Source organism: Dactylosporangium darangshiense (assembly GCF_039537565.1).
GTDB lineage: Bacteria > Actinomycetota > Actinomycetes > Mycobacteriales > Micromonosporaceae > Dactylosporangium > Dactylosporangium darangshiense.
This window is the reverse complement of record NZ_BAABAT010000020.1, coordinates 166015-185591: the sequence shown is the minus strand read 5'-3', so window position 1 is coordinate 185591 and position 19577 is coordinate 166015. Positions and strand designations below refer to the sequence as shown.

Sequence of the window (19577 nt, the reverse complement as noted above, 5' to 3'; positions counted from 1 at the left end):
CGCCCGGTCCCGCGGGCGGCCCTGTCATCCATCGACGGTGGCGCCGTGCTGAAGACTAGGGCCATGAGCGACTCCACCCTGCGCGTCGGCCTGGTGGGCTACGGCCTGGCCGGCTCGGCGTTCCACGCGCCGCTGATCAGCACCACGCCGGGCCTGCGCCTGTCGGCGATCGTCACCGCCGACCCGGGCCGGCGGGCCGCCGCCGCGGAGGCCTACCCGGACGCCCGCCTCGTCGAGCGGGCCGAGGAGCTGTGGGCCCTCGCCGGCGAGCTCGACGCGGTCGTCATCGCCTCGCCGAACCGCACCCACGCGCCGCTGGCCCGGGCCGCGCTCGAGGCCGGGCTGGCCGTCGTGGTCGACAAGCCGCTCACCCGCACCGCGGCCGAGGGCGCGGAGCTGGCGGCGCTGGCCGCCGAGCGGGGGCTGCTGCTGACCGTGTACCAGAACCGGCGCTGGGACGGCGACTTCCTGACCGCGCGCCGGCTCATCGAGGCCGGCGAGCTCGGCCGGGTGCTGCGGCTGGAGTCCCGCTTCGACCGCTGGCGCCCGGTGCCCAAGGGCGGCTGGCGGGAGAGCGGCGACCCGGCCGACGTCGGCGGCCTGCTGTACGACCTCGGCAGCCACCTCGTCGACCAGGCGCTGCAGCTGTTCGGCCCGGCGAGCGAGGTGTACGCCGAGGTGCACACCCGCCGCGCCGGCCTCACCACCGACGACGACGTGTTCGTCGCGCTGCGCCACGCCGGGGACGTGCGCTCCCACCTGTGGATGACCGCGCTCGCCGCGTCGGCCGGCCCGCGCCTGCGCATCCTGGGCGACCGTGGCGCCTACGTGAAGTACGGCCTGGACGTGCAGGAGGACGCGCTGCGCGCCGGGCACCGCCCGACCGAGCCCGGCTGGGGCCAGGAGGACCCGGCGAGCTACGGCACGCTCACCGCCGACGGCGAGGAGCGGATCGTGCCGACCGAGCCCGGCGCGTACCAGGAGTTCTACGCCGGGTTCGCGGCCGCGCTGCGCGACGGCGGCCCCGCCCCGGTCGACCCGGCCGGCTCGATCGCGACGCTCGAGGTCCTCGAGGCCGCCCGCCGTTCCGCCGAGCGGGGCGAGGTCGTCCGCCTGTCCTCCTGATCGTTCGGCCGGCGATCACGGCGTTGCCGGTCGACGACCACCCGCACGCTCACCCTCGCCGCCGGCAGGTACACGATCCGCCTGGAGGTGACGCGACGGCCCCCGGTCGTAGATTTGGGCTCATGACCCAGACCTACAGGGCGATCGTGCACAACGAGTTCGGAGCCGCGGCGGTGCTGCGTGAGACGGAGCGGACGCTCACCGAGCCCGGCCCCGGCGAGGTGCGGGTGCGGGTGGTCGTGTCCGGGGTCAACCCGACCGACTGGAAGTCCCGCACCGGCGCCACTGCGACATCGGACATCCCGGCCGACGGCGCCGTGCCCAACCAGGACGGCGCGGGTGTCGTCGACGCCGTCGGCCCGGGGGTGACCGGCCTGGCGGCCGGCGACCGGGTGTGGCTGCTGCTGTCGGCCTACCAGCGGCCCGGCAGCGGCACCGCGCAGGAGTACACCGTCGTGCCGGCCGAGCGGGCGGCGCGGCTGCCCGACGGCGTCGGCTTCGAGGCCGGCGCGTGCCTCGGCGTGCCCGCGCTGACCGCGCACCGGGCGCTCACCGTGCACGACGGCGCGCCGCGGCGCCTCGCGCCGGGCGCGCTCAAGGGCCTCAACGTCCTCGTCGCGGGCGGCGCTGGAGCCGTCGGCAACGCCGCGATCCAGCTCGCCACGTGGGCCGGGGCGTCCGTCGTGGCGACCGTCAGCAGCCCGGAGAAGGCCGCGCTGGCCCGGGCCGCGGGCGCGGGCCGCGTCGTCAACTACAAGGACGCGGACGCGGCCACGCAGATCCGCGACGCGCTCCCGGGCGGCGCCGACGTGGTGGTCGAGGTGGCCGCCGCGCACAACGCCGAGCTGGACCTCGCGCGGCTGCGCAACGGCGGCACGATCGCGATCTACGCGAACGACTCGGGCGGCGGGCCGCTGATCCTCGATGTGCGCCGCAACATGGTGCTCAACTCGCGTTGGCAGTTCATCCTGCTGTACACCGTGAGCCCGGAAGCCCTCGCGGACGGCATCGCCGCCGTCAACGCCGCCCTCGCCGACGGCGGCCTGCGCTTCGGCGCCGACGCGGGCGTGCCGCTGCACCGCTTCCCGCTGTCCGACACGGCCGCGGCGCACGCCGCCGTCGAGTCCGGCGCCGTCGGCAAGGTCCTGATCGACGTGAGCCCTTCGGCCGGCTCCTGACCTCACCCCTTGTGCCGCCCCGCCGCCGGGGTTCTCCCGCGGCGGCGGGGCAGGTCTGATCCGTGGCTCACGTTCATCACCGCACCGCGCACGTGGACGGGCAGACCGTCTTCTACCGCGAGGCCGGCGATCCGGCCGCGCCGCACGTCGTGCTGCTGCACGGCGCGCCGGCCAGCTCGCACATGTTCCGCGAGCTCATACCGCGGCTGGCGGGGGAGTACCACGTCATCGCGCCCGACCTGATCGGCTTCGGGCTGGGCGGCACCCCGCCGGTGACCGAGTTCGAGTACACCTTCGACCGGCTGGCCGACTTCGTCGAGGAGTTCCTGGCGCAGCGCGGCATCGACCGCTATGCCATGTACGTGCAGGACTACGGCGCGCCGACCGGGTGGCGGCTGGCCCTGCGGCACCCCGAGCACGTGCGGGCGATCGTGTCGCAGAACGGCAACGCCTACGAGGAGGGCTTCGTCGACACGTTCTGGGACCCGCTGTGGCAGTACGCCGACAGCCGCTCCCCGCACGACGCCGAGCCCCTGCTGGAGGCGCTGAGCGAGAGCGGCATCCGATGGCAGTACCTGCACGGGGTACCGGATCCGGATGTCATCGACCCCGATGCATGGCTGCACGACTATGCGCAGGTCAGCCGGCCCGGCAACCGCGAGGTGCAGCTGGCGCTCTTCGCCGACTACCCCAGCAACGTCGCGATGTACCCGGCCGTGCACGACTACTTCCGGTCCACGCAGGTGCCGCTGCTGGCGATGTGGGGCCGCAACGACCGGATCTTCGGCCCGGCGGGCGCCGAGGCGTTCCACCGCGACCTGCCCGACGCCGAGGTCCGCCTGCTCGACGGCGGGCACTTCCTGCTCGAGTCCCACCTGGACGAGGCGACCCCGATCCTCGCCGGTTTTCTGGCCCGGCAGCGACCGAGCGACACTTGGGTATGACGACGAGTCGAGGACGCGTGAAGGTTGTTCCGGGCGCGAAGCGGGTGCGCGCCTACCTGGGCGGCGTGGCCGTAGCGGACACGCCGCGGCCGCTGCTGGTCTGGGAGAACCCGCACTATCCCGCGTACTACCTGCCGGCGGCCGACGTGCGCGAGGACCTGATCACGCCGGACGGCGAACGGGTGCACTCGCCGAGCCGGGGTGACGCGGAGCAGGGCACGGTCACCGCCGGCGGGCGGACGGCGGCCGGCGCCGTGCTGTTCTACAAGGACTCGCCGATCGAGGAGATCCGCGGGCACTACCGCTTCGAGTGGGGCGCGCTGGACGCCTGGTTCGAGGAGGACGAGGAGGTGTTCACGCACCCCCGCGACCCGTACACCCGCGTCGACATCCTGCCCAGCTCCCGCCTCGTGCGGGTCGCCATCGGCGGGGTCACGGTCGCCGAGTCCACGTCGCCGCGCATGCTCTTCGAGACCGGGCTGCCGGTGCGGTACTACCTGCCGAAGCCGCACGTGCGCATGGAACTGCTCGAGCACACCGACACCGTGACGACCTGCCCCTACAAGGGCACGGCGGAGTACTGGTCGGTGCGCATCGGCGACACGCTGCACCAGGACGTCGTGTGGTCGTACCGCACCCCGCTGCCGGAGAGCCGCACGATCGCCGGCCTGGTCTGCTTCTACAACGAGAAGGTCGACATCACCGTCGCATCCGCCTGACCGCAGCCGCACGCAGCGGGCCGCCACCGTAAGTAGGTGGCGGCCCGCTGCGTGCATCTGTCCCTATCCACGCGCCGGGTGAATCGGCGGCAAAGCGCCGCCCTGCTGAATATGGCGATGCATGGATCTCGCGGCTCCGGCCGCATTTCCTGAGGTCGTATGCACCAACACGCCAATCGCCCAAATTGGACCCGAATGCCGTCGCGCCGGGCCGGCTCAAGGTCGGCTGAACGGTTGATTGTCGATGGGCAACTCATTCCGTGTTCAACCGCCGAAACGGTTGCGATCCATATTCGGCGACCCACGCTTCGTTCGGCGTTCACTATCCCTCCCTCGGCGCGTGGCTCGGCCTTGCAAGGTTCACCACATTGCGCCCCGGCATCTCGAACGGGTGTGCGCAGAGCGAGGCTGGAGATGGTTGATGCCCCAGGTGCGTATGCAGGTGCTGTCTGGACCGGCTTCGGTGCATCCGCACCGGATGGGATGGTCGCTGGCGCCGGTGCCCGTCGAGGCACTGGCGGCCGCGGGCTCTGCCGAGTCCACACCGCGTGACGCGGCCTGGCGCGGCGAGTGGTACGCCTGGCGGCTGATCGGGACGAACAACCACGAGCTCGGCCGCAGTGCGCTCAGCTTCCCCACCTACGAGCTGGCGCTCGGCGCCTTCGCCGAGCTGCAGGAGGGCCTCGACCGGCTCGTCCAGGTGCCGATCTACGACCGGCCGGCCGGGCGCTGGGGCTGGCGGCTCGAGCTGGACGGCGCGGCCGTCGCCATCAGCGGCCGCTGGTACCAGCGGGATCAGGACAGCTCGCTCGGCGCGGCCAAGTTCGTCGAGCTGTCCGCCGAGGCGGAGCTGGCCGACAGCGTCGTCGCCATGCACGAACGGCGCCCGCTCGGCGCCCTGAGCCAGCCCGTGCGGGGCATGCGATGAGCAGCGACATGATGCCGACCCAGGTCAAGCGGAAGCTGGTCGACAACGCCGGCCTCGCCGACAAGGTCTTCCGGGGCGTGGCCCGCGGCGGCGGCAGCCTCGTGCTGGTGCTCATGGTGCTCGTCGGCACGTTCCTGGCCTACCGGGCCTGGCAGGCGCTGAGCGCCGCCGGGCTCAGCTTCATCACCACCGAGCAGTGGAACCCCGACGGCGGCGGCTTCGGCATCGCCGCCGTGATCGTCGGCACCGTGCTCATCGCGTTCGTCGCGATCGCGGTCGCGGTGCCGGTGGCCATGGGCACCGCGCTCTACATCTCCGAGTACGCGCCGCGGCGGATCAAGCGCACACTGGTCGCGCTCGTGGACCTCATGGCGGCCGTGCCGAGCGTCGTGTTCGGCCTGTGGGGCGCGTTCTTCCTGCAATGGAAGATCATCAGCCTGTCCCGCTGGATCTCCGACTGGTTCGGCTGGATCCCGATCTTCAAGGTCGGCGGCGTCGAGCGGCACGACCCGCTGGCCACGCAGACGGCGTACACCTCCTCGACGTTCATCGCGGGCGTGGTCGTGGCGCTGATGGTCGCGCCGATCGCCTGCTCGGTGATGCGCGAGGCGTTCGGCCTGGCCCCGGTCGGCGAGCGCGAGGGCGCGTACGCGCTGGGCGCCACCCGCTGGGGGATGATCCGCAGCGTCGTGCTGCCCTTCGGCCGCGGCGCCGTCGTCGGCGGCACCATGCTCGGCCTGGGCCGGGCGCTGGGCGAGACCATCGCCGTCGTCATGATCATCTCGCCGCGCTTCGAGATCCAGCCGCGCCTGCTGGAGCACGGCACCAGCTCGGTCTCGTCGCTGATCGCGCTGCGCTACGGCGAGGCGAGCCCGTTCGGCATCTCGGCGCTCATGGCCGCCGGCGTGGCGCTGTTCGTGCTGACCCTGCTCGTCAACTTCGGCGCGGCCTTCGTGGTCTCCCGGTCCCGCTCCGGCGCGGTGAGCGAGGTATGACCGTGCTCCGCGGGGTCCAGCCGACGGCCGCCGACACGACCGAGGTCGTGGGCGGTCCGGAGGTCACGCGGTCGGAAGGCCCGCAGGCGCACGCGACCACGGTGCCGTCGCGCCCCACGGGGCCGAACGACCAGCGCCGGCGCCGCACCAGCGGGCTGCGGCGCAGCGACTGGTTCGCCATCATCGGCGCGTTCGCCGCGGGGACCACGACGACCGGGGTGCTGTGGACGCAGCTCGGCCCGTTCACCGGCGCCCTCGGGTACGTCATCGTGACCTGGTTCGTGATCGTCCTCTGTTACGCGGCGCTGGTCTCCTTCGACGAGAGCCGCGCGGTGATGCGCGACCGCATCAGCGCGTTCGTCGTGCACTCGCTCGGGCTGCTGCTGATCGCCGCGCTCGGGTTCGTCATCGAGTACACGCTGCAGCGCGGCTGGCGCGCGATCATCCACCTGAACTTCTACACCGAGGACGTGCGCGCGACCCTGGCCACCGACCCGCTCACCAAGGGTGGCGTGCTGCACGCCATCATCGGCACGCTCATCGAGCTGGGGATCGCGCTGGGGATCGCGGTGCCGCTGGGCCTGATCGCGGCCATCTACCTGCACGAGGTGCCGGGCCGCTTCTCGCGGTTCATCCGGACCGTGGTCGAGGCGATGACCGCCCTGCCGGACATCATCGCCGGCCTGTTCATCTACGCGACCCTGATCCTGATCTTCCACCTCGGGCCGTCGGGCTTCGCGGCCGCGAGCGCGCTCGCCGTGACGATCCTGCCGATCATCATCCGCGCCTCCGACGTGGTGCTCCGGCTGGTGCCCGGTTCGCTCAAGGAGGCGTCCCTGGCGCTCGGCGCGAGCCGGTGGCGCACCACGTGGCACGTGCTCCTGCCGACGGCCCGCTCGGGCCTGGCGACCGCCGTGATCCTCGGCGCCGCCCGCGCGATCGGCGAGACCGCACCGGTGCTGCTGACCGCCGGCGCGACCGGCTACATGAACCTCAACCCGTTGCACGGCTCGATGATGTCGCTGCCCCTGCTGGCCTTCACCCAGGTGCAGGCGCCGGAGAAGAACGAGATCGCCCGCGGCTTCGGCACGGCGTCGGTCCTGCTCATCCTCGTGCTGCTGCTGTTCATCATCGCCCGCGTGATCGGTGGTCGCGGCCCGGGCGAGCTCACCGCTCGCGGCCGGCGCGCCCGCGCGGCCGCCTCGCGCCGCGACGCGCGGCGCATGGCGGCGCGGCACGCACACATCGGCGTGGCACACCCAGTCACTGTTGAAAGGCAGGAAGAGGCCGGACCATGAATCCTCGGCGTTTCGGATGGCGTCGCCGTACCGCGGCGGCCATCACGGTGCTTCTCGGCGCGATGATCAGTCTCGTCGGGCCCGCACGCCCCGCGGTCGCGGCCACCTACGTGCCGATCTCCGGCGGCGGCTCCACCTGGTCGTACAACGCGTTCCACGCGTGGATCGGCAACGTGGCCCAGTACGGCATGCGGGTCGACTACGAGCGCAGCGGCTCGACCACCGGCCGGTCCAAGTTCCGTGAGGGCACTCTCGACTGGGCGGCCTCCGACATCCCCTACGGCGTCAAGGACGGCCAGAGCAACGACGACCCGCCGCCGCGCGGGTACGTCTACATGCCGGACACCGCCGGCGGCACGACCTTCATGTACAACCTGAAGATCGGCACCAAGCGGGTCACCAACCTGCGGCTGTCGGGCGAGAACATCGCCAAGATCTTCACCGGCGTGCTGACCAAGTGGAACGACCCGGCGATCAAGGCCGACAACCCCGGCCTGAGCCTGCCGGCCATCACCATCGTCCCGGTGGTCCGCTCCGACGGCTCCGGCTCCAGCGCCCAGTTCACCCAGTGGATGATCGCGACGCAGGGCCAGTACTGGTCGGCGTACTGCGCCAGGGTCGGGCGCAACCCGTGCACCCAGACGTCGGCGTACCCGGTGCTCGGCGGCTCGCCGATGATCGGCCAGCCGGGCGACCTCGGCGTCTCCGGCTACGTCAGCCAGGAGGGCGCGGTCGGCTCGATCGGCTACGTCGAGTACTCCTACGCGATCCAGGCCGGCTTCCCGGTGGCGAAGGTGCTCAACCAGGCGGGCTACTACACCGAGCCCACCGCCGGCCACGTGGCCGTGTCGCTGCTCGTGGCCGAGATCGACATGGACAAGAACAACCGGGCCACCTACCTGACCCAGAAGCTCGGCAAGGTGTACACGAACACGGACTCGCGCACGTACGTGCTGTCCTCGTACTCGTACATGATCCTGCCGACAACGACCGAGTTCGGCTTCAACGCGCAAAAGGGCTACACACTAGGCGACTTCGGCAAGTATCTGTTGTGCCAGGGGCAGAGTCAGGTCAACGCGCTCGGCTACTCGGCGCTGCCGATCAACCTGGTCCAGGCCGGTTTCGGTCAGCTGGCCCTCGTGCCCGGCGCCCAGGTGCCGCCCCCGTCGGACATGCGTACCTGCAACAACCCGACCTTCTCCACCGACGGCACCAACACCCTGGCCAACAACGACCCCTTCCCGCCTGCCTGCGACAAGAAGGGGCCCAACCAGTGCACGACCGGCACCGGTGGCGCCAACCCCGGCGGTGGCGGCGGCAACGGTAACGGCGGCAACGGCAATGGCAGCGGCAATGGCGATGGCAGCGGCAACGGCGCCGGGAACGGTGCCAGTGCCGACCCGTCGGCGAGCGCCAGCGCCGGTGGCGCCCAGAACTGCGACGCGGACACCGGCATCTGCGAGGGCGGCGGCGGCTCGGGCGGCGGTGGCCAGAGCGGATCGAACCAGGTCGACGCGGCGGCCGTCTCGACCGCGCCCGGCCTGTACAACGGCTTCGAGGTCGTCCTCATGGTGGTCGCCGCGGCGCTGCTGCTCGGCCTGGCCCTCGTGCCGCCGCTGACCGCGCAGTACGGCGCGAACCGCCGCCGGCGCGACGGATCGGGAGGCTTCTGATGGTCCTCAACACGCCGGCACGCAGGCGCGCGGCGAGCGGCCTCGCCGCCGTGGTGGCCGCGCTCGGGCTCGTCGCGCTCGGGCCGGTCGACCCGGCTCGGGCGGCGGGTTCGACCGTCGACCAGATCACCGGCAACGGGGTGACCGACACCGCGGTCACGGTCCGCTGGGACGCAGGGCTGGTCGGCCAGGACAACCAGACGGTCGTCAAGCCGCGCGATTCCAACAGCCCGTACGCCTTCATGTACGACGACTTCAAGAACCTCGAGGTCACCGTCGGGCAGACCAAGAACCTGGTGCACCAGGCGATCCAGGTGACCTGGAAGGGCGGCATCGAGACCACGGGCCAGGGGCAGTTCGTCGCGCACTACCTGCAGTTCATGGAGTGCTACGGCGACACGACCGCCGGGCCGGACCCGGAGACCTGCCAGTTCGGCGCCACCGGTCTCAAGATCGCCAACTCGGGCGGCACCAACACCGGGATGCGGGCGGGCACCACCTGCGAGAGCCACGCGCCCAGCGTCACCGACCCGCCGATGACGCGCGAGGGCCAGCCGGCGCTGCTGGGCTGCGACCCGGCCGAGGACCCGGACGCGCCCGGTTACACCCATCAGTACCCGGGCGGCGGCAAGGGCACGTACACGGTGCCGTTCATCCCGGCCGACACCGGGGAAAAGATCTTCGATCCGGCCCTGTTCCCGTTCAACAAGTTCAACAGCAACGAGATCCAGCAGGCCACCACCCGGCCGGACGGGACCGGCGAGGTGTTCTTCAACACCCTCACCCGTCGCGAGGCGCCCGGGCTCGGCTGCGGTGAGATCCAGACCAACGGCAAGCCGCGCGACTGCTGGCTGGTCGTCGTGCCGCGGGGCGGCTACGAGCCGAACGGGTGGAAGCTCAGCGGCGACGGCATCAGTGCGGCCATCCAGGAGTCGCCGCTGGGCTCCTCGACGTGGGCCCAGCGGATTCAGGTCCGGCTCGGCTACAGCCCGGTGGAGCCGAACTGCCCGATCGGGTCGGCCAAGGAGCGCCAGACGCAGGGCAGCGAGCTCGTCTCCCACGCGGTCTACTCGTGGCAGCTCGCGCTGAACAACGCCGCGAACTGCCACACGCTCTACGGGTACTCCGCGACCCCGGAGGCGTCGAACACCGCCGAGATGTCGAACCCGATGTCCGAGACCGGGCTCACCTTCACCACCGTGCCGATCGGCAGCGAGGCCATACGCAGCGGCTCGACACCGCCGGCCCTGCCGCCGCTGGTGTACGCACCGGTCGCCGTATCGGCGGTCACCTTCGGCTTCCACGTCAACCTCTTGAAGGGCTACGTCAGCACGCCGGTCAAGCTGACGCCGCGGCTGGTCGCCAAGGCGCTGACCCAGTCCTACCGCAGCGACCTCACGGACCTGCCGAGCTTCGGCAACAGCGGCCCGGAGTGGGCCCGGCAGAACCCGATGTTCATGACCCAGGACCCCGAGTTCATCAAGGTCAACCCCGACATCGGCGAGCGGTCGGGCGCCTCGCTCATGGCACCGCTGCTGACGGCGGAGCACTCCGGCATCATCAAGCAGGTCTGGGCCTGGGTTCTGACCGACTCGGCCGCGCGCGCCTGGCTCGGCGGCGCCAAGGACGAGAACAACATGGTCGTCAACCCGCTCTACAAGGACCTGGGCCTGAACAACGCCCCGTTGGACTCGTTCCCGCGCCCCAACCACTGCTACAACACCGGCGTGCAGGGCGAGACGGACCGCGGCCGTTGCACGCTGGATCTGCTGCCCTACATGGAGAACTTCGACGAGAGCGCGGCCCGGGTGCGCCAGGCCAACAACCCCGAAGGCGCCGACTGGGACACCACCGCGCGGGCGCCCGACGGCTCGTCGGGCTGGTGGTCCGTCCCCTTCCCGATCCAGTTCCCCGGCCAGGTGTTCATGTGGGGCGTCATGGACTCCGCGAGCCTGGCCAACTACGGCGTCATCCCGGCGCAGTTGTGCAAGTCCGACGGCACCGGGTGCGTGTCGCCGACGGAGGCGACGGTCGCCGCCGCCGTCAGCGGTGCCAGGCCGGACTCCAGCGGGCTGCTGCAGGTGGACCCGGCCTCGCCGGGAGCGGGCGCGTACCCACTGACCGCCGTCACCTACGCGGCGGTGCGCAAGAACCAGGAGCAGGCGGCGCTGGCCGACTACGCCGCGCTCATCAAGTTCGCGGTCAACGAGGGCCAGACCCCCGGCGTCGACCCCGGGAACCTGCCGCACGGGTACCTTCCGCTGCCGCAGCGCCTGCGCGACACCGCCACGGCCGCCGCCAACGTTCTCCTCAACCCGGCCACCACCACCACGACGACCACGGCCGGCACCGGAACGGGCAACAACGGCGGCGGGGGAGGTGGCGGCGGCTCCAGCGGCGTGCCCAACACCGGTGCGCGACCGTCGGCGTCGACCTCGTCCGCGCCGCCCTTCACCACCACCACGGCGAGCCCGGTGCCCGCGGCGATGACCACACCGCCGCAGGCGGTGGGCGTGATCCGGTGGGCGCTGCTCGTCGTGATCATCGCCGGCCTGGCCGGTTCCGTCGGCGGGCCGTTGCTCCGGTTCGCCCTCAGCCGCCGGACCCCTCCATGAGGCACTGCACGCCCAGCCGCACCGCAGTGACCGTTTCGGTGAACGACAGCCGACGGTCAGTGGAACGGAACTACATATCCGCTTAACCGGTGCTTAAGAATGGCGTGCCCGCAAGTATCGCGAGCCTCCATGCACTTTCGGTATCGGGCCCCGGTCACGTTTCCAGAAGATTGTTTCGCTCGCTCCGAGTCGGAGCGGGAATTGCGGCCCCCATCGCAGGAAAGGACGCACATGAACAACGCGAAGCGGCTCGTGCGGAGGTTGCTCGTCGGCGGTATCGCCACGGCCACCGTCGCCGCGGGTCTCGTCGTCGGCGTGACCGGGCCCGCCTCCGCCGACCCGGTGGCCGGCCTGGTGGGTGTCGGGTCCGACACCACCCAGGACGTCATGAACGGTGCTGCCGACGCCATCGGCCTCGGTGTCGTCGGCTCGTACGACGCCATCGACCCGATCACCAAGGCCCAGCACCTGGTGATCAGCGGCAAGCGCAGCTGCACCTTCAACCGGCCGAACGGTTCGGGCCAGGGCGTCACCGCGCTGCGCCAGTCGGGCAACGTCGCGGCTGCCATCTCCGGCACGTTCCCGGACGAGGTCGACCTGCCCGAGCTGGGCTGCATCGACTTCGCCCGCTCGTCGAGCGACCCCGGGACCAACCAGTCGACGAACGGTCGCTGGGCCTACATCCCGTTCGCGCTGGACGCGGTTGCCGTGGCGAGCCAGCACTTCGGCGACGCCACCGCCACCAACTACAACGCGCTGAGCTTCGACCCGAACAACTCGCCGACCGGCCAGGGCACGCTGCAGAAGCTGTACCGTGACGGCACGGCCGTGACGGTCAACGGCGTCACGTACGACCCGCAGTGCAACGTCGCGCCGTGCGCCGGTGGCGCCACCCCGATCCACCTGTACATCCCGCAGAACGGCTCGGGCACCCGCACCTACTGGCTCGGCAAGATGGGTATCACCACCGTGCCGAACTGGGTCCACGACCACGCGTGGAACGGCACCGACTACACCGGCACGCTCGTCGAGGAGCACGACGGCACGGTCCTCGAGGCCGACGCGCTCGGCATCGCGCCGTTCTCGATCGCGCAGTGGGTCTCGCAGCGCAACGGTCACGGCGACCGTCGCCACAACGCCCACCTGCACAGCCTGGTGAACGTCACCACGAGCGCGGTGTTCAACCCGCTCACCGGCGCGTTCCCGACGGTGGAGACCGGCGGCCTCAACTCCAGCTTCCTGGTCCGTCGCGAGGTCTACAACGTCGTCGAGTGGTCGAAGGTCAACGTGGGCAACGCGGCCTTCGACGCGTCGCTCTACGCGGTCTTCGGTCCCGGCCAGGGCCTCTGCGGCAAGTCCTCGGTCATCCTGAACTACGGCTTCGGCCTGCTCAACAGCGCTCCGCTGGGCCACACCTGCGGCGCGATCGTTGACGGTCTGCGCGCCTACGCCGCCGGCTAAGGACGACTGATCGGGTCGGTGCCTGGCCGGCGGGTCACCTACCGACCGGGCACCGGACCCTCCGGCTCCACACCGTGCACGTCCCTGGATTGATCGCAATCCACAGACTCCCTGGGGGCCCAATCCCCAGGGCGGTCCAGGGCTGTGCAGCGGGCATTGCCCTCTAGCAGAAAGGTCAGTGTAGCCCCAGATGAAGACCAGTTCCCTGAAGCGCCAGGCCCTCGCGGCCGGTGTGGTGCTCGGGGCGATGGGCGCGACCCTGCTCGTTCCCTCGATCGCCCACGCCGAGCTTCCCAACCCGATCCCGGGTGGGATCACGATGGGCGGCCTGCACCTGACGCCGACGTCGGGCAACGGCAGCGAGACCCCGACCTTCGTTGCCGAGCACGCCTGCCCGGCGGGCACCAACCTGGCGAACGTCAACACGATCGACCTGGGCGGCGTCGAGCAGACGATCTCCAACAACGTGGCCGGCCCGGTGGCCGTGAGCCCGAACTTCGGGGCCGCGTTCAACACCGACATGAACACGGTCCAGGCGCTGGGTGGTACCCCGGGTACCGCCGAGTCGTTCCTGTTCCTGGTCGACTGCCGCACGGGTGCCGGTCACGGCACCTACACCGACGCTGTCCAGGTGGACTACGCGGCCGACGGCAGCTGGCAGATCCACGGCTCGGGCCCCGTCCAGCAGCCGACCACCACCACGCTGTCCCCGGCCTCCCAGACGGTGCCCCCGGGCACCAACGTGACGGTCACGGCCACGGTCAGCCCCGCGGCTGCCACGGGCACCGTCGAGTTCAAGGAAGGCGCCACCACGCTGTTCACGACCCCGTCGGGCAGCGGCACCTTCACCTTCTCGTCGGCCGCCCTCGCGCTGGGCTCGCACACGATCACCGCGACGTTCCACTCGGGCAACGCGGCCGCCTACGCGGACTCGAACTCGACCGCGCCGGCGACGATCGCCGTCAGCAGCGACACCCTGACGGGCTCCGAGACCATCCAGGTCGGCGTTCCGCAGGAGCAGGGCGTGTTCACCATGACGGTGGACCCGGGCATCGTCGACCTGGGCACTGCCCACCTGACGGGCACGGGCGACGCGCGCCACTTCCACGCGGAGGGCACGCTGAAGAACGTCAACATCTCCGACGGTCGTGACCAGACCGTTCCCGGCTGGTCCGTGACCGGCCAGGTCGGCCAGTTCACCAACACCACTGACGCCACCAAGCACTTCCCGGGCACCAGCCTCGGCTGGACCCCGGCCGTGGTGGCCCAGAACCCGGCGGCGAACGTCTCCGCCGGTGCCGCCGTCGCGACCGGGACCACCCCGGGCCTGACGTCCGCCAGCGTTCTGGGCGGTGCCCAGGCCGGCAAGGGTCTCGGCGACAGCAAGCTCGGTGCGGCCCTCGCTCTGGACTTCCCGAAGGGCACCACGCCGGGTACGTACGCCGCGACGATCACGATCACCGGCCTCGGCGGCACCCCGCTCGCCTAGGTCCTGACCAGGGGAGGGGTGCGCGGCCCGGCCGCGTGCCCCTCCCCGCAGCAGCCGTGAGAGCTCCATCGAAGTGAATGGACGTGCTGAGATGACGACCCCGCGCCCCCCGCGCCGATCGCGCGCGACCAGCGTCGTGTTTGGCCTGTTGATCGCCGCCGCGATCGCGGCTACGGGTACCCCGGCCGGTGCGGCGCCCTCGCCGACGCCCACGCCGTCGGCGCCGGCCGCCAACACCAACGCCGGCGGAGGCGTCGAGCCGGCGCCGCCGGGCTCGATCCGGTGGTCGGTGCAGCCGTCCAGCGCGCAGGGGCCGGACAGTCGCAAGGAGTTCTCCTACCGCGACGTCAAGCCCGGCACCGCCATCCACGACTACGTCGCCGTGACGAACTTCAGCTCGGCGCCGGTGACGTTCCAGATCTACGGCACCGACGCGCTCAACGGCAACGCCGGCGCCCTGCAGCTGCAGCCGGCCGATGAGAAGCCGAAGGATGTCGGCGCCTGGGTGTCGATCCTGAAGACCAGCGTCACCCTCAAGCCGAACGAGCGCGCGATCGAGCCGATCACCCTCACCGTCCCGGCCACCGCCACGCCCGGTGACCACACCGGCGGCATCGTCGCCTCGATCGGCGTGGAGGAGAACACCGCCAACGGCCCGGTCAAGGTCGACCGCCGGCTGGGTGTCCCGCTGTACCTGAGGGTCGCGGGCCCGCTGAACCCGGGCATCACCATCGAGTCGGTCAGCGCCAGCTACCACGGGACCGCCAACCCGTTCGGCGGCGGCAGTACCGACGTGACCCTGACCGTGCACAACACCGGCAACGTGCGGCTCAACCTCAACCCCGAGGTCGCCGTGCACGGCCTCTACTGGCTGAAGGTCGCGAGCGCCAACCCGGCGACGATGCCCAACCTGCTGCCCGGCTCGACGGTGCAGATCAGCGCGCACCTCGACGGCGTGTACCCGCTCGGCCCGATGACCGCGGACGTCCGCGTCGTGCCCAGCCAGATCACCGCGCTCGGCCTGCCGAAGGCGCCGAACGAGCCGCAGGCCGTCGAGTCCGACGCGTTCCTGTGGGCGACGCCGTGGCCGTTGCTCCTGCTCGTGCTCCTGCTCGTCGGCGGGTTCTTCGCGTTCCGCTGGGTGCGCAGGATGCGCCGCGGCCGCCAGGACCAGGTGGTCGCCGAGGCCGTGGCGAAGGCCCGCCAGGAGACGGTCGAGCAGCTGAAGAAGAAGGCCATGGCCGCGAAGGCGGGCGGCGGGGGCACCGGGGCCTCGGGATGACCCAAGTCGATTCGAGTGATTTGGCTTCGGGTGATTTGGTTTCGAGTGATCTTGTGAGGGTTCCATGACCGCGTCCGACGTGCTGCCGGCCAACGGGCCGGCAGCACCGCCGCACGTCGTCCCACCGCCGCCGGGACTCGCCGCGCCACCGCCGCCGCGGGTCCCGCGCCGTGCGTCGCCCGGCGTCCAGGTGGTCACGACCGCGATCACGATCCTCTCCCTGACGCTGCTCGGGTTCGGCGCCTACGTGGGTTTCCTGTCCCGGCTCCACCACGACCGCGCGCAGCTGACCGCCTTCGCCGACTTCCGCGTCGACCTCGCGCAGGGCACGGCGCCGACCGGGCAGACGAAGCCGACGGACCCCAAACAGCTGCTGGAGCTCGGCACGCCGGTCGCGGTGCTCGAGATCCCCAAGCTGGAACGCAAGGAAGTGGTCTTCGAGGGGACCACGGGCGAGGTGCTGCAGAGGGGGCCGGGCCACCGGCGGGACACGCCGCTGCCCGGCCAGGCCGGCGTCAGCGTGATCATGGGCAAGGCCACCACGTACGGCGGGCCGTTCGGTGCCCTGCAGACGCTGGTGCCCGGCGACCAGTTCACCGTCATCACCGGCCAGGGCAAGAGCCGCTACACGGTGCTGGACATCCGCCACGGAGGCATGGCACAGCCGCCGCCGGTGGCCGCGGGCAAGGGGCGGTTGGTGCTCACGACGGCGTACGGCGGGATGTTCGTGCCCTCCGACGCGCTGCGGGTCGACGCGGACCTGACCACGGAGGCCTTCCCGAAGCCGAACTCGGTGCTGAAGACATCCGAGCTGTACCCGTCGGAGCAGGTCATGGCGATCGACCGCGGCGTGTGGTTCCCCCTGGTCTTCATCGGCGAGGCGCTGGTGCTCGCGGTCGGGCTGCTCTCCGCCGCGCGCGCGTTCTGGGGCGGCTGGCAGACCTGGATCGTGGCGGTGCCGGTGGTCCTCTTCCTGGGCATCGCGACCGCCGACCAGGTCTCCCGGCTTCTACCGAACTTGATATGAACCGACTTCTACCGATCTGATATGAACGAGGAAGTTGCACCGTGAGCCGAGCCAACGACAACACCATGCCCATGCCACCGGGCGCGCTGGAGCACACCGACACCCTCACCGATGCCGGCTGGGTCACCTCCAGCGAGGCGCTCGCCGCGTACGACGACTACCTCGGCGCCCATCGCCATCTGCCGTCGCTGGCCGGGCTCGACGCCCGCGACATCAGCGCCTGGTTCGGCGACCACCAGGTCCTGGACCGGGTGTCGCTGTCCATGAAGGCGGGCAGGGTGACGGCGCTGATCGGCCCGTCCGGCTGCGGCAAGTCGACGTTCCTGCGCATCCTCAACCGGATGCACGAGCTGGTCCCAGGCGCGGGCCTGGCCGGCGAGGTGCTGCTGGACGGCGTGGACATCTACGACGCGGCGCGCCGGCTGACCGACGCCCGCCGGCAGGTCGGCATGGTGTTCCAGAAGCCCAACCCGTTTCCGGCGATGTCCATCTACGACAACGTGCTCGCCGGCCTGAAGCTCACCGGCCAGCGCAAGACCCGTTCGGAGAAGGACGCCCTCGTCGAGGAGTGCCTCATCAAGGGCGGGCTGTGGCGGGAGGTGCGCGACCGGCTGCGCCAGCCCGGCGGAGCGCTCTCCGGCGGCCAGCAGCAGCGGCTGTGCATCGCCCGGTCGCTCGCGGTGCGCCCGCGGGTGCTGCTGATGGACGAGCCCTGCTCGGCGCTGGACCCGACGTCGACCCGGGTCATCGAGGAGACCATCAAGGAACTGGTGGCCGAGGTGACGATCGTGATCGTCACGCACAACATGCAGCAGGCACAGCGCATCAGCGACCACTGCGCGTTCTTCCTCGCCGAGCAGGGCACGCCGGGGTACATCGTCGAGCACGGCCCGACCGAGGCGATGTTCTCGACGCCGCAGGACCCGCGCACGTCGGACTACGTGCACGGCCGGTTCGGCTGAGGTGCCGACGATGACCGGTTCCCTGAAGCGGATCGCCCTCGCGGCCGCCGCAGTGCTCGGCCTGGCGGGCGCGACCGCGCTCGCACCCGGTGCCGCTGTGGCCGCCCTGCCGGAGAAGATCCCGCCGCAGATCACCATGGGCGGCCTGCACCTGACCCCGAGCTCCGGCACCGGCAGCGACGTGCCGAGCTTCAAGGCGGACCACGCGTGCCGGGAGGGCACCCGCCTGGCGAACGTCAACACGATCGACCTGCTGAACGTCGAGCAGACCATCTCCAAGAACGTGCTCGGCGAGGCAACCCAGGACAAGGGTTTCGGTGCCGCGTTCAACGCCGACATGAACACCGTCCAGGCCGCCGCCGGCACTCCGGGGACGGCCGAGAAGTTCCTGCTCATGGTCGACTGCCGCACCGGCGCCGGCCACGGCGTCTACACCGACGCCGTGATCGTGGCGTTCGAGGCCGACGGCGGCTGGCGGGTGGAGAGCTCGCCGCCGGCCGGCGGCGCGGCGAGCGAGGACGATTCATCGGTGGAAGTGTATGTCCTGGTCGGCGTCACGGTCGCATTGATCGGCGCCGGGGCCGTTCTGTTCTTCGTCCTGGGTCGCCGCCGCACGAAGTCCACCGTCTGATCGATCGGATATCAGAAAGGTCGGCGTCTCCCTCATGAAGACCACGCTCTCGAAACGGCTGGGCCTCGCGTTCGCGGCGGCTCTCGGGGCGATCGGGGTGAGCCTGCTCGTTCCCTCGATCGCCATGACCGCCATGCCCAACCCGGTGCCTCCCGGCATCAACCTCGGTGGCCTGCACCTGACCCCGACGTCCGGCAGCGGCACCGACACGCCGAGCTTCGTGGCCGACAGCGCGTGCCCGGGCGGCACCAACCTGGCGAACGTCAACACGATCGACCTGTTGCACGTCGAGCAGACCATCTCCCTCAACGTCGTCGGGCCGCAGTCGCGGATCCCGGGCTTCGGCACCGTTTTCAACGTCGACATGGCCGCGGTTCAGCTCCTGGCCGGGACCCCCGGCACGGCCGAGTCGTTCCTGTTCATGATCGACTGCCGCACCGGCGCTGCGCACGGCACCTACCTCGACGCCGTGCAGGTGGACTTCCACGCCGACGGCACCTGGCAGGTGCACGACGGCAGCACGCCGCCGACGCCGACCCCGTCGGTGAGCGCCTCGCGCTCCGCGTCGGCGTCCCCGTCGGCGTCGCACTCCACGTCCCATTCCGCGTCCGCGTCCGCCTCGGGCTTCGGCGGGCGCCGCGTCGTCGTCGGCAGCGCCATCGACGCCCACCTCGAGCGCCCCGCCCGGGGGTAACCTGCCGGTGACCGGCACCGACGTGACCGCCATGGCGGGCATCGCGCTCGCGATGATCGGCGTCGGGTCGGCCTGCGGTACGCGGCGCGCCGCCGGGACGAGGAGTCCGGCGCCCGATCGATCCCGCGATCCACCCGCCGGGGTGGCCGGCCGTACAGGCCGGCCGCCCCGGCGCCTTTTTGGTCCGGCCACAATGGACCGATCTTGGCGAGTCCGCGCCCGCGCGCGGGACGGCGGCAGCGCGTTCACAGCGGGCATTCAGGTTCAATTCAGGCACCCATCAGACCGGACGCTTAATGGGGTACTGCTGGCTATCGCCTGTTCGGTCAGGCGTTTCTGCTGAATGGATTACTCATCGTTTTCTGATGTTCATCTCGTGCATGTCCGGCGTGCGGTCAGGTACGCGTGCCACGTCATCGCCGAAATCGAGTGTCAGCACGGTGGCCTGCGCGCCGGCCGAGCTACGAGCTGCCCGTCGCGCCGGCAACGAACATTCGGGGAGGAATGTCCACATGCTGCCGCCGCGGTTCATTTTCCTGGCGATCGTCACACCCGA

At 71.2% G+C, this 19577-nt stretch carries 17 protein-coding genes; 16 read left to right on the top strand and 1 reads right to left on the bottom strand.

What is annotated here, in order from left to right:
• Positions 1 to 63 precede the first annotated feature (63 nt).
• The 16 genes from ABD901_RS31895 to ABD901_RS31820 all read left to right on the top strand — a co-directional run bounded on the left by ABD901_RS31895 (position 64) and on the right by ABD901_RS31820 (position 19021).
• A complete protein-coding gene (locus ABD901_RS31895) occupies positions 64 to 1125 on the top strand; it encodes a Gfo/Idh/MocA family oxidoreductase (RefSeq protein WP_345132316.1) in 1062 nt (353 codons plus the stop codon).
• A gap of 122 nt (positions 1126 to 1247) precedes the next feature.
• On the top strand, positions 1248 to 2303 hold the full coding sequence (locus tag ABD901_RS31890) for an NADPH:quinone reductase (protein WP_345132315.1): 1056 nt from the start codon (positions 1248 to 1250) through the stop codon (positions 2301 to 2303).
• A gap of 62 nt (positions 2304 to 2365) precedes the next feature.
• A complete protein-coding gene (locus ABD901_RS31885) occupies positions 2366 to 3247 on the top strand; it encodes an alpha/beta fold hydrolase (protein ID WP_345132313.1) in 882 nt (293 codons plus the stop codon).
• 17 nt (positions 3248 to 3264) lie between these two features.
• The gene (locus ABD901_RS31880) at positions 3265 to 3966 is read left to right on the top strand and encodes a DUF427 domain-containing protein (RefSeq protein ID WP_345132310.1); all 702 of its coding nucleotides are present in this window, start codon (positions 3265 to 3267) and stop codon (positions 3964 to 3966) included.
• Positions 3967 to 4387: 421 nt separating this feature from the next.
• Complete coding sequence (locus tag ABD901_RS31875) at positions 4388 to 4894, top strand: hypothetical protein (protein ID WP_345132308.1); 507 nt, start codon at positions 4388 to 4390, stop codon at positions 4892 to 4894.
• Positions 4891 to 5889 (top strand): phosphate ABC transporter permease subunit PstC, encoded by a 999-nt coding sequence (pstC, locus tag ABD901_RS31870; protein ID WP_345132306.1) that lies wholly within the window; start codon positions 4891 to 4893, stop codon positions 5887 to 5889. The genes ABD901_RS31875 and pstC overlap by 4 nt, the downstream gene beginning before the upstream one ends.
• The gene (gene pstA / locus ABD901_RS31865; RefSeq protein ID WP_345132304.1) at positions 5886 to 7187 is read left to right on the top strand and encodes a phosphate ABC transporter permease PstA; all 1302 of its coding nucleotides are present in this window, start codon (positions 5886 to 5888) and stop codon (positions 7185 to 7187) included. Before pstC ends, pstA begins: the two co-directional genes overlap by 4 nt.
• Before the next feature lie 62 nt (positions 7188 to 7249).
• Entirely contained in the window at positions 7250 to 8860 is a 1611-nt protein-coding gene (locus ABD901_RS31860; RefSeq protein WP_345132302.1) for a phosphate ABC transporter substrate-binding protein PstS, read from the top strand.
• A complete protein-coding gene (locus tag ABD901_RS31855; RefSeq protein WP_345132300.1) occupies positions 8860 to 11475 on the top strand; it encodes a hypothetical protein in 2616 nt (871 codons plus the stop codon). Before ABD901_RS31860 ends, ABD901_RS31855 begins: the two co-directional genes overlap by 1 nt.
• Before the next feature lie 231 nt (positions 11476 to 11706).
• A complete protein-coding gene (locus ABD901_RS31850) occupies positions 11707 to 12936 on the top strand; it encodes a hypothetical protein (RefSeq protein ID WP_345132298.1) in 1230 nt (409 codons plus the stop codon).
• 190 nt (positions 12937 to 13126) lie between these two features.
• Complete coding sequence (locus tag ABD901_RS31845; protein WP_345132296.1) at positions 13127 to 14425, top strand: Ig-like domain-containing protein; 1299 nt, start codon at positions 13127 to 13129, stop codon at positions 14423 to 14425.
• Between the two features lie 91 nt (positions 14426 to 14516).
• Positions 14517 to 15707 (top strand): WxL protein peptidoglycan domain-containing protein, encoded by a 1191-nt coding sequence (locus ABD901_RS31840; protein WP_345132294.1) that lies wholly within the window; start codon positions 14517 to 14519, stop codon positions 15705 to 15707.
• A gap of 64 nt (positions 15708 to 15771) precedes the next feature.
• Positions 15772 to 16734 (top strand): sortase, encoded by a 963-nt coding sequence (locus tag ABD901_RS31835; protein WP_345132291.1) that lies wholly within the window; start codon positions 15772 to 15774, stop codon positions 16732 to 16734.
• Between the two features lie 41 nt (positions 16735 to 16775).
• Positions 16776 to 17696, top strand: a complete 921-nt coding sequence (locus ABD901_RS31830) for a phosphate ABC transporter ATP-binding protein (RefSeq protein WP_345132289.1) — start codon at positions 16776 to 16778, stop codon at positions 17694 to 17696.
• A gap of 10 nt (positions 17697 to 17706) precedes the next feature.
• Positions 17707 to 18327 (top strand): hypothetical protein, encoded by a 621-nt coding sequence (locus ABD901_RS31825; RefSeq protein ID WP_345132287.1) that lies wholly within the window; start codon positions 17707 to 17709, stop codon positions 18325 to 18327.
• Positions 18328 to 18361: 34 nt separating this feature from the next.
• The gene (locus ABD901_RS31820) at positions 18362 to 19021 is read left to right on the top strand and encodes a hypothetical protein (protein WP_345132285.1); all 660 of its coding nucleotides are present in this window, start codon (positions 18362 to 18364) and stop codon (positions 19019 to 19021) included.
• Between the two features lie 352 nt (positions 19022 to 19373).
• Here ABD901_RS31820 and ABD901_RS31815 read toward each other — a convergent pair whose 3' ends face one another.
• Positions 19374 to 19571, bottom strand: a complete 198-nt coding sequence (locus ABD901_RS31815) for a hypothetical protein (RefSeq protein WP_345132283.1) — start codon at positions 19569 to 19571, stop codon at positions 19374 to 19376.
• Positions 19572 to 19577: the final 6 nt, after the last annotated feature.

Coding starts and splice junctions, on each gene's coding strand:
- ABD901_RS31820 (WP_345132285.1), top strand. CDS start 18,362: ATGAAGACCACGCTCTCGAAACGGCTGGGCCTCGCGTTCGCGGCGGCT.
- ABD901_RS31860 (WP_345132302.1), top strand. CDS start 7,250: ATGATCAGTCTCGTCGGGCCCGCACGCCCCGCGGTCGCGGCCACCTAC.
- ABD901_RS31890 (WP_345132315.1), top strand. CDS start 1,248: ATGACCCAGACCTACAGGGCGATCGTGCACAACGAGTTCGGAGCCGCG.
- ABD901_RS31835 (WP_345132291.1), top strand. CDS start 15,772: ATGACCGCGTCCGACGTGCTGCCGGCCAACGGGCCGGCAGCACCGCCG.
- ABD901_RS31850 (WP_345132298.1), top strand. CDS start 11,707: ATGAACAACGCGAAGCGGCTCGTGCGGAGGTTGCTCGTCGGCGGTATC.
- ABD901_RS31825 (WP_345132287.1), top strand. CDS start 17,707: ATGACCGGTTCCCTGAAGCGGATCGCCCTCGCGGCCGCCGCAGTGCTC.
- ABD901_RS31875 (WP_345132308.1), top strand. CDS start 4,388: ATGCCCCAGGTGCGTATGCAGGTGCTGTCTGGACCGGCTTCGGTGCAT.
- ABD901_RS31845 (WP_345132296.1), top strand. CDS start 13,127: ATGAAGACCAGTTCCCTGAAGCGCCAGGCCCTCGCGGCCGGTGTGGTG.
- ABD901_RS31840 (WP_345132294.1), top strand. CDS start 14,517: ATGACGACCCCGCGCCCCCCGCGCCGATCGCGCGCGACCAGCGTCGTG.
- ABD901_RS31855 (WP_345132300.1), top strand. CDS start 8,860: ATGGTCCTCAACACGCCGGCACGCAGGCGCGCGGCGAGCGGCCTCGCC.
- pstC (WP_345132306.1), top strand. CDS start 4,891: ATGAGCAGCGACATGATGCCGACCCAGGTCAAGCGGAAGCTGGTCGAC.
- pstA (WP_345132304.1), top strand. CDS start 5,886: ATGACCGTGCTCCGCGGGGTCCAGCCGACGGCCGCCGACACGACCGAG.
- ABD901_RS31895 (WP_345132316.1), top strand. CDS start 64: ATGAGCGACTCCACCCTGCGCGTCGGCCTGGTGGGCTACGGCCTGGCC.